This window comes from Streptomyces sp. NPDC001709 (assembly GCF_053596375.1).
In genome coordinates this window covers 1-11,092 of record NZ_JBSFGB010000095.1, presented here as the reverse complement: position 1 = coordinate 11,092, position 11,092 = coordinate 1, and the positions used below count along the sequence as shown (strand labels likewise).

Annotated in this window: 1 protein-coding gene; it reads left to right on the top strand. The window is 76.2% G+C overall.

What is annotated here, in order from left to right:
• Positions 1–11,092: SDR family NAD(P)-dependent oxidoreductase (locus tag ACWC0C_RS47360; RefSeq protein WP_450871348.1), on the top strand; the 11,092-nt coding region annotated here is incomplete at both ends.

Here is an 11,092-nt window from a genome sequence, read left to right as displayed (position 1 = left end):
CTGATGGAGCCGGTGCTGGAGCGGTTCCGTGACGCCATCGCCGGTGTCACCTTCGCCGCCCCGCGCATCCCCTTCGTGTCCACCGTGGACGTCAACGCGGCGCCGGTGGGCGCCGGTTACTGGGTGCGCAATGTTCGGGACACGGTTCGTTTCGCCGATGCGGTGGCGTACCTGCATGGGCAGGGCGTGACGAGGTTCGTGGAGATCGGGCCGGACACGGCGCTGACCGCCGCGGGACCGGACTGCCTGCCCGAGGACGCCGCCACCGCGGTGTTCGTCCCGCTGCTGCGCCGTGACCGGCCCGAAGTCCGTGCGCTGGCAACGGGGTTGGCCCGGTTCCAGGTGCATGGCGGTACGGTCGACTGGGCGGCGTATCTGCCCGCCGCGGCCCGGGTCGAGTTGCCCACCTACGCCTTCCAGCGCCGCCGCTACTGGCTGGAATCGGCCCCCGACGGCAACCTCGCCGCCTCCGGGCTGCTTCCGGCGGATAGCCCGCTGCTCGGCGCCGCCACCACCCTGGCCGGGTCCGACGCCTACCTGCTCACCGGCCGGCTCTCGGTGCCGTCCCAGCCCTGGCTGGCCGACCACCGCGTCTCCGGCGCGATCGTGCTGCCCGGCGCGGCGTTCGTGGAACTGGCCGTGCAGGCCGCCGATCGGGTCGGCTGCGACCGGGTCGAGGAACTCGTGCTGCGGGCGCCGCTGGTGCTCGCCGACACCGGCGCGGTCCGGCTGCAGCTGACCGTCCGCGAGGCCCAGGACTCCGGCCGCCGCGCCATCGAGATCTACTCACTGGCCGAGGACGCGTCCGAGGACGAGCCGTGGACGCTGCACGCCACCGGCACTCTCGCCGTCGGCCCACACGAACCCGTCGCCCTGGAGGACGCCTGGCCACCCAGGGACGCCGCCCCGCTGCCCGTGGACACCGCCTACGCCGATCTCGCCGCTCGCGGCCTGGAGTACGGCCCGGCGTTCCAGGGCCTGCGCGCGGCCTGGCGGCGGGGCGCGGAGATCCTCGCCGAGATCGCCCTGCCCGACGAACACCGCGACCGGGCAGGCCGGTTCGGCCTGCACCCCGCGCTGCTGGACGCCGCCCTGCACGCGCTCGCGCTCACCGACGACATCGGCACCGCACGGCTGCCGTTCTCCTGGACCGGCATCCGGCTGCACGCCTCCGGAGCATCCGCCGTACGGGTCCGGCTCACCCCCACCGGCGAGGGCACCATCGCGCTGGACCTGTTCGACGCCGGCGGTTCTCCGGTCGCCTCGGTCGGCTCGCTCACGCTGCGCGCAGCCACCGGCCGGTCCGCCACCCGGGTGCCCCACGACTCGCTGTTCCGGCTGGACTGGGACACCACCCCGGCCCCCGCCGAACCGGACACCGGCCAGTGGGCGGCCCTGGGCGTACTGCCCGAGCCCCTGGCCGCCGACCTGCGTGCCGCCGGGGTCGACCTCACCGGTCCCACCGGCGACGCCGACATCGCCGTAGTGGCCGTTCCGGTGGGGCAGCCCGCCGAACAGGTCACCTCGGCCGTGCTGTGCCAGGTGCAGGACTGGCTGGCCGCCACCGCCGCGCCCGCCCGACTGCTGGTGGTCACCACCGGGGCGGTCGCCACCGAGCCCGCCGACGCCCCCGCCGATCCGGGCGGCGCGGCGGTGTGGGGGCTGCTGCGCGCCGCGCAGGCCGAACAGCCCGACCGTCTCGTGCTGGCCGACCTCGACGACACCGCCGACTCCCGCCGCGCGCTGCCTGCCGTGCCGGCCGGCGGGCACGCTCAAGCGGCGCTGCGGGGCGGCGTGTTGCTCACCCCCCGGCTGGTCCGGCCCGAGCTGGTGCCGCCCGCGGATCCGCACTGGCGGCTGGCCGTCACCCGCCCGGGCACCCTTGACAGCCTCGCGCTGCTGCCCGCCCCGGCCGCCCCGCCGGGCCCGGGCCAGGTGCGCATCGCGGTGCGCGCCGCCGGGCTGAACTTCCGCGATGTCCTCATCGCCCTGGGGATGTACCCCGGCGAGGCGGCCCTCGGCGGCGAGGGCGCGGGCGTGGTCACCGAGGTGGCCGCCGACGTCACCGATCTCGCCCCGGGCACCCCGGTGATGGGCCTGTTCGGTGACGCGTTCGCCCCGGTCGCCGTCGCAGAGCGGGCCGCCGTCGCGCCGATCCCCGACGGCTGGACGTTCGGGCAGGCCGCTGCCGTGCCGATCGCCCACCTCACCGCCCACCTGGGCCTGGTCGAACTCGCCGGGGTGCGGGCCGGCGAGAAGGTGCTGATCCACTCCGCGGCCGGCGGCGTCGGCATGGCCGCCGTACAGCTGGCCCGGCACCTCGGCGCCGAGGTCTACGGCACCGCCGGTCCGGGCAAGTGGCATGTGCTGCGCGAGCTAGGCCTGGACGACGCGCACATCGCCTCCTCCCGGGACACCGGCTTCGCCGCGAAGTTCGGCCCGGTCGACGTCGTACTCAACTCGCTGACCGGCGCGTTCGTCGACGCCTCGGCCGAACTGCTGCGCCCCGGCGGCAGGTTCCTGGAGATGGGCAAGACCGACCTGCGCGATCCGGCCGGCTTCCCGGGGATCAGCTACCGGCCGTTCGACCTGATGCAGCTGCCGCCGCAGGAGATGCAGCGCCTGCTGGGCGCGGTGCTGGAGCTGTTCGCGGCGGGCGCACTGACCGCGCCACAGCCGTCGGTGTGGCCGATCGCCCGCGCCGTGGACGCGTTCCGGTTCCTCGGCCAGGCCCGGCACACCGGCAAGCTGGTGCTCACCCTGCCCCGCCGGCTCGACCCCCGGGGCACCGCGCTGATCACCGGCGGCACCGGCACCCTCGGCGGGCTGGTCGCCCGGCATCTGGTGCGCGAGCACGGCATCCGGCACCTGCTGCTCACCGGCCGCCGCGGCCCCGACACCCCCGGCGCCCCCGAACTGGCCGCCGAACTCACCGCACTCGGCGCCGAGGTGCGCGTGGCGGCCTGCGACACCGCCGACTGGGACGCGCTGGCCGCGCTGCTGGCCGGCATCCCCGCCGACCATCCGCTCACCGCCGTGGTGCACGCGGCCGGGGTCGCCGACGACGGGTTGTTCACCGCGCTGACCCCGGAGCGTGTCGACCGGGTACTGCGGCCCAAGGTGGACGCCGCGCTGCACCTGGACGAGCTGACCCGCGGGCACGACCTGGCCGCGTTCGTGCTGTTCTCCTCGGCCACCGGAATCCTCGGCGGCCCCGGTCAGGCCAACTACGCCGCCGCCAACGCCTGCCTGGACGCACTCGCCGGCCGGCGGCGCGCCGCCGGGCTCCCGGCCACCTCGCTGGCCTGGGGGCTGTGGGCGGCACCCAGCGGCATCACCGGCGACCTCTCCGCAGCGGACCTGGCCAGGATGGCCCGCGCCGGAGTACAGGCGCTGTCCGCCGAGGAGGCGCTGGCCCTGTTCGACACGGCGCTGGCCATGGACGAGCCGGTGCTGGTCCCCGCCAAGGTCCGGCTGCGCACCGCCGACCCGGCGCTGCTGCCACCGCTGCTGCGCGGTCTGGTCCGCGGCCGGCTTCGTACCGTCGCGGCGGCCGGGCCCGGTACGGCCGCCCGCCCCGCCGAAGCGACCGCCGAGGAACTGCTGGCGCTGGTGCGCGCCGAGACCGCCGCCGTCCTCGGCCACGCCGACCCCGACGCCATCGACCCACAGGCTCAGTTCCGCGCCCTGGGCGTGGACTCGCTGTCCGCGGTGGAACTGCGCAACCGGCTCACCGCGGCCACCGGCACCGCCCTGCCCGCCACCCTGGTGTTCGACTACCCGACCCCCGCCGCGCTGGCCGCGTACCTGCGCCAGGACCGGCCCGGGGACACCGCCCCGGCCGCGCGGCCCCCGTCCGGTACCGCTGCTGCCACCGACGAGCCGATCGCGATCGTCGGCATGGCCTGCCGGTTCCCGCCGGAGATCCGCTCCCCGGAACAGCTGTGGCGGTTCCTGCTCGACGGCGGCGACGGCATCACCGAGTTCCCCGCCGACCGCGGCTGGGACCTGGACGCGCTGTTCGACGCCGACCCCGACCGGCCCGGCACGTCGTACACCCGGCACGGCGGATTCCTGCGCGACGCCGCCGGTTTCGACGCCGACTTCTTCGGTATCAACCCGCGCGAGGCACTGGCCACCGATCCGCAGCAGCGGCTGCTGCTGGAAACCTCCTGGGAGACCTTCGAACGTGCCGGGATCGACCCGGCCTCGGTGCGCGGCAGCCGGACCGGCGTGTTCGTCGGCGTGATGCGACAGGACTACGGGCCGATGCTGCACCACGCCGCGGAGGGCGTGGAGGGCTACCGGCTCACCGGCAGCGCCGCCAGCGTCGCCTCCGGCCGGCTCGCCTACACCTTCGGTCTGGAGGGCCCCACGCTGACCGTGGACACCGCCTGCTCGTCCTCGCTGGTGGCGCTGCACCTGGCCGCCCAGGCGCTGCGCCGCGGCGAGTGCGACCTGGCGCTGGCCGGCGGTGCCACCGTGATGGCCACCCCCGGGCTGTTCGTGGAGTTCTCCCGGCAGCGCGGCCTGGCAGCCGACGGCCGGTGCAAGTCGTTCTCCGCCGCCGCCGACGGCACCTCGTGGTCGGAGGGCGCCGGGATGCTGCTGGTGGAGCGGCTGTCCGACGCGCGTGCGGCCGGACACCCGGTGCTGGCCGTGGTGCGCGGCTCCGCGGTCAACTCCGACGGCGCGTCCAACGGTCTCACCGCGCCCAACGGCCCCTCCCAGCAGCGGGTGATCCGCACCGCGCTGACCGCGGCCGGACTCTCCAGCCAGGACATCGACGCGGTGGAGGCGCACGGCACCGGCACCACCCTGGGCGACCCCATCGAGGCCCAGGCGCTGCTGGCCACCTACGGCCGTGACCGCGACGGCGACCCCCTGTGGCTCGGCTCGGTCAAGTCCAACATCGGGCACACCCAGGCCGCCTCCGGTGTCGCCGGGATCATCAAGATGGTCCTGGCCGTCAGGGAAGGGCTGCTGCCCCGCACGCTGCACGTCGGTGAACCCAGCCCGCACGTGGACTGGGCCTCCGGTGCGGTGTCCCTGCTGACCGAGCCGCGCCCCTGGCCCGAGACCGGCCGGGCCCGCCGTGCCGCGGTGTCCTCGTTCGGCGTCAGCGGCACCAACGCGCACATCATCATCGAGCAGGCCCCGGCCGAGACCCCGCCGGCGCCGCCGACCCGAGAGCCTCTGCCCCTGCCGATCGTGGTCTCCGCACGCACCGAACGAGCCCTGCGCGAACAGGCCGCCCGACTGCTGACCCACCTCGACGAGCACCCTGACGCCGAACCGGCCGCGCTGGCACACTCCCTGCTGACGACGCGTGCCGCACATCCGTACCGGGCGGCGGTGCTGGGCGGGCCACGGGCTGGGGTTGCCAACTCACGTGCTGCGCTGGCCGGCCCGCGTGACGGGCTGGGCGCCCTCGCCGAAGGTGTCCCCGACGCCGACGTGGTCACCGGCTTCGCGGCGGAGGCCGGGAAACTGGCCTTCCTGTTCCCCGGCCAGGGCTCCCAGCGCCTCGGTGCCGGCCGCGCGCTGGCCGCGGAGTTCCCCGCCTACGCCGAGGCGTTCGACGCGGTGTGCGCCGTACTCGACCCGCACCTGCCCCGGCCGCTGCGCGAGGTGCTGTTCGCCGCCGAGGGCAGCCCCGAGGCCGCGCTGCTCGACCGCACCGACTTCACCCAGGCCGCGCTGTTCGCCGTAGAGGTCGCACTGGTCCGGCTCGCGGAGAGCTGGGGCCTGCGACCCGACCTGGTGGCCGGGCACTCGGTCGGCGAGATCGTCGCCGCGCACATCGCCGGGGCGCTGACCCTGCCGGACGCCGCCACGCTGGTCACCGCCCGCGGCAGGCTGATGGCGCGCGCCACCCCCGGCGGCGCCATGGTCGCCATCCAGGCCACGGAGGCCGAACTCGCCCCGATGCTGGCCGAGCGCGCCGGACTGCTGCGGCTGGCCGCCGTCAACGGCCCCCGCTCGGTGGTGGTGTCCGGCGACGCCGACGCGGTCGCCGAGATCGGCGTGCACTGGCGCGAACGGGGGCGTCGTACCCGGCAGTTGCGGGTCACCATGGCCCCGCACTCCCCGCACGTGGACGGCATCCTGGCCGAGTACCGGGAGATCGTCACCGGCATCCCGGTCATCGCGCCGCGGCTGCCGATCGTGTCCACGGTGACCGGGGCGCCGCTGTCGGAGCGGGAGATCACCGATCCGGAGCACTGGGTGGCCAACGTCCGGGACGGCGTACGGTTCCTGCCCGCGGTGCGCGCCCTTGCCGAGGCAGGGGCCACCGCGTTCGTCGAGGTCGGCCCGGCCGCGGCACTGACCGCGATGGCCCGCGACTGCCTGCCCGCGGCCGAACCGGGGACCTCGGGGACCTCGGGGACCTCGGGAACCGAAGCCGACACCGAGCCCGGGACCGAACCAGCCGTCGAACGGATCGTGCTGCCCACCCTGCGCGACGGCCGCGACGAGGTCCCCGCCCTTCTGGACACGCTGGCCCGGCTGCACGTGCACGGCATCTCCCCGGACTGGGCCGCGGTCACCGAAGGCCGCGCACCGGCGCCGGTCGCGCTGCCCACCTACCCGTTCCAGCACCGCCGGTTCTGGATGACCGGTGAGCCGGCCGCCGACACCGGCGCGGCCGGCCTCGGCCCGGTCCGGCACCCGCTGCTCGGCGCGGCCGTCACGCTGGCCGACGGCGCCGGGGTGCTGTTCACCGGGCGGCTGTCCACCGCCGCCCAACCCTGGCTGGCCGACCACGTGGTGGCCGGCCGGATCGTGCTGCCCGGCACCGCGTACGCCGAACTCGTCACGCGCGCCGGGGACGAACTGGGCTGCGGCCGGATCACCGAACTGACCCTGGAGGCACCGCTGGTACTGGCCGAGCGGGGCAGCGCCGCGCTGCAACTGGTGCTCGGCGCGCCCGACGGACAGGGCCGCCGCGCGGTGACCCTGTACTCCCGGGCCGAGGCGGGTACCACCGACGAACCGTGGACCCGGCACGCCGCCGGCACCGTGGAACCGCCGGCCGGCGCCGCGCAGCCCCAGGGGGAGTGGCCCCCGGCCGACGCGACCGAGACCGAGCCGGGCGAACTGTACGAGCTGCTGGCCGACCGCGGACTGGCCTACGGACCGGTGTTCCGCGGATTGCGCGCGGCCTGGCGGCGGGACACCGCCACCGGCGCCGAGGTGTTCGCCGAGGTGGAACTGCCCGCCCCGGCCGATCCCGGCGGCTTCGGGCTGCACCCGGCGCTGCTGGACGCCGCGCTGCACGCGCTGGCCACCGACCCCGAGACGAGCACGGCCGCCCTGCCGTTCGCCTGGGCCGGGGTGACCCTCTGGCAGCCCGGCGCCGAAACGCTGCGGGTGCGACTGACCCCGGTCGACGGCGGCTTCACGATCGCCGCGTACGACGGCCACGGTGCCCCGGTGCTCACCGTGGACACCCTGACCCTGCGCCCGATCCCGTCCGGGCCGCACACCGCACATCCCGGGACCGAGGCGCTGTACACGGTGGACTGGACGCCGGTGCACATCGACACGGAGGGCCCCGCACCCACCGAACTCGACGCGCACCCTGCCGACCCGGAGGGCCCCGCACCCACCGGCCCCGGCACGGCCGCCGTCACCGAGGGCCCCGCACCCACCGGCCTCGGGGCGCCCGCCACCGGTGCCGAGGTTTCTGCGCCCGCCGAACGCGGTGGGCACCCCGCCGGTGCGGCTGGACCCGGGCTCACTGAACTCGACGTGCACCCGGCCGCCGTGGACGGATCCGTGTCCACCGGCCCCGACACGGCCGCCGCCGAGGGCCCCGCACCCACCGGCCTCGGTGCCGGTCTCGATCTCGCCACGGTGGCCGAACCGGGCGAGTGGCTGCTGGCCGCGTTGTCAGTCGGCGAGGACGACCCGGCCCGGATCGCCGCCGCCACCCACTGGGTGCTGGCCCTGCTGCGCGAGTTCCTCGCACAGGAACGGTTCGCGGCCAGCACCCTGGTGCTGCGCACCTTCGGTGCCATCGACGGCACCGATCTGGGCGCCGCGGCCGTCTGGGGCCTGGCCCGCTCGGCACAGTCGGAGAACCCGGGCCGGATCGTGCTGCTGGACAGCGACGGCAGCGTGCCCGACCCGGTCGCCCTGGCCACGGGCGAACCCCAACTGGCAGTCCGTGACGGCGCGGTGCTCGTGCCGCGGCTGGTTCGCGGCAGCGCCGGTGAGCCCGGCGCCTGGCACCCCGAGGGCACCGTGCTGATCACCGGCGGTGTCGGCGCGCTCGGCTCGGTGCTGGCCCGGCACCTGGCCGCCGAGCGCGGGGTACGGCACCTGCTGCTCGTCGGGCGCCGGGGCCCCGACACGCCGGGCGCCGCCGAACTGGTCGCCGATCTCGCCGGGTTCGGTGCCACGGCCGAGGCGGTGGCCTGCGACGTGGCCGACCGGGACGCGCTGGCCGCGCTGCTGGCCGGCATCCCCGACGAGCGCCCGCTGACCGCCGTCGTGCACGCCGCCGGGGTGCTGGACGACGGGATGCTCACCGCGCAGACGCCCGAGCGTATCGACCGGGTGTTCCAGCCCAAGGTGGACGCCGCGCTGCACCTGGACGAGCTGACCCGCGGGCGGGACCTGGCCGCGTTCGTGCTGTTCTCCTCGGCCGCCGGGATCCTGGGCAGCCCGGGGCAGAGCAACTACGCCGCCGCCAACGCGGTGCTGGACGGCCTGGCCGCCCGGCGCCGCGCGGCCGGCCTGCCCGGTGTGTCGCTGGCCTGGGGCCTGTGGGCCGGCGCCGGCGGCATGGGTGACGCCGCGGACGGCGCGGCCCGGCAGCGCATCGAACGACTGGGGGTGGTGCCGCTCGAACCGGCCGAGGGCATGCGGCTGTTCGACGCCGCCGTCGCGGGCGAGACCGCACTGGCCGTCCCGGTCCGGCTGAACCTGGCCGCGCTGCGCGAGCAGGCCCGCACCGTCCCGCCGGCCCCGGTGCTGCGCGGCCTGGTCCGCGTCCCGTCCCGTCGCACCCCCGGCACCGCAGCGCTGCAGGCCGCGTTCGCCGGGCTCGACGAGGCCGCCCGCGGCAGGCTGGTCCGCGACACCGTACGCACCGCGGTGGCCGCCACCCTCGGCCACGCCAACGCGGCCCAGATGGGCGACCGGCGCGCCTTCACCGACCTCGGCTTCGACTCCCTGACCTCGGTGGAACTGCGCAACCGGCTGGCGGCCGGCACCGGACTGCACCTGCCCGCCACGCTGGCCTTCGACCACCCGAGCATCGCGGCCGTCGCCGAGTACCTGCTGGGCAGGCTCACCGCGGCGGTCGCCGCCCCGGCGCGCACCGCACTGCGCCGCACCGGCCCGGCCGACGAGCCGATCGCCATCGTCGGCATGGCCTGCCGCTACCCGGGCGGGGTGCGCTCCCCGGAGGACCTGTGGCGGCTGGTCGCCGGGGACGGCGACGGCATCTCGCCGTTCCCCACCGACCGAGGCTGGGACACCGAACGGCTCTACGACCCCGACCCCGACCGGGCCGGGCGCACCTATCTGACCAAGGGCGGTTTCCTGCACGACGCGGCCGAGTTCGACGCCGCGCTGTTCGGCATCTCGCCGCGCGAGGCGCTGGCCATGGACCCGCAGCAGCGGCTGCTGCTGGAGACCTCCTGGGAGGCCCTGGAACACACCGGCATCGACCCGCTGTCGCTGCGGGACACCGACACCGGCGTGTTCGTCGGCGTCATGTACCACGACTACGCCACCCGGCTGCCCAGCACACCGCAGGACGTGGAGGGCTACCTCGGAGCGGGCACCGCGGGCAGTGTCGCCTCCGGCCGGGTCGCCTACGCCTTCGGCCTGCAGGGCCCGGCGGTCACCGTGGACACCGCCTGCTCCTCCTCGCTGGTCACCCTGCACCTGGCGGCGCAGGCGCTGCGCGCGGGGGAGTGCTCGCTGGCGCTGGCCGGCGGCGCGACCGTGATGTCCACGCCCGGCACCTTCATCGAGTTCTCCCGGCAGCGGGGCCTGGCCGCCGACGGCCGGGTGAAGGCGTTCGCCGCGGACGCGGACGGCACCGTCTGGTCCGAGGGCGTCGGCCTGCTGGTGGTGGAGCGGCTGTCCGACGCGCGCGCCAACGGCCACCGGATCCTCGGCGTGCTGCGCGGCTCGGCGGTGAACCAGGACGGCGCGTCCAACGGACTCACCGCGCCCAACGGCCCCTCGCAGGAACGGGTGATCCGCACCGCGCTGGCCGCCGCGCACCTGTCCCCGGCGGACGTCGACCTGGTGGAGGCGCACGGCACCGGAACCGCCCTGGGCGACCCGATCGAGGCGCAGGCACTGCTGGCCACCTACGGCCAGGACCGCGCGGACGACCCGCTGTGGCTCGGCTCGGTCAAGTCCAACCTCGGGCACACCCAGGCCGCCGCCGGGGTCGCCGGCGTGATCAAGGTCGTAGAGGCCATGCGCCACGGGGTGCTGCCGCGTACCCTGCACATCGGTGAACCGACCCCGCACGTGGACTGGTCGGCCGGTGACGTACGGCTGCTCACCGAGGCCCGGCCCTGGCCGGAGCGCGACCGGCCGCGCCGGGCCGCTGTGTCCTCGTTCGGGATCAGCGGCACCAACGCGCACGTGATCATCGAACAGGGCCCGGAGATCCCGGCCCCCGGGCCGGCACCCCGGCGGGTGGTTCCGGTGCCGCTGTCCGGCGACACCGGGGCCGCGCTGCGCGCCCAGGCCGGCCGGCTGCGCACCTGGCTGGCCGCCGCCCCGGACGCCGGTCCGGCCGAACTGGGCGCCGCCCTGGCCACCGGGCGCGCCGCACTGACCCACCGCGCCGTGGTGGTCGCGGCCGACCGTGCGGACCTGCTCACCGGGCTGACCGCGCTGGCCGCCGGGGACGCCGCCCCACACGTGGCCACCGGAACCGCCGGGGCCGCCGGTCGCACGGTGTTCGTGTTCCCCGGTCAGGGTGCGCAGTGGGCGGGGATGGCGGTGGAACTGCTGGAGTCCTCGCCGGTGTTCGCGGCGCGGATGGCCGAGTGCGCTTCGGCGCTGGGCGAGTTCGTGGAGTGGTCGCTGCTGGGTGTGCTGCGGGGTGAGG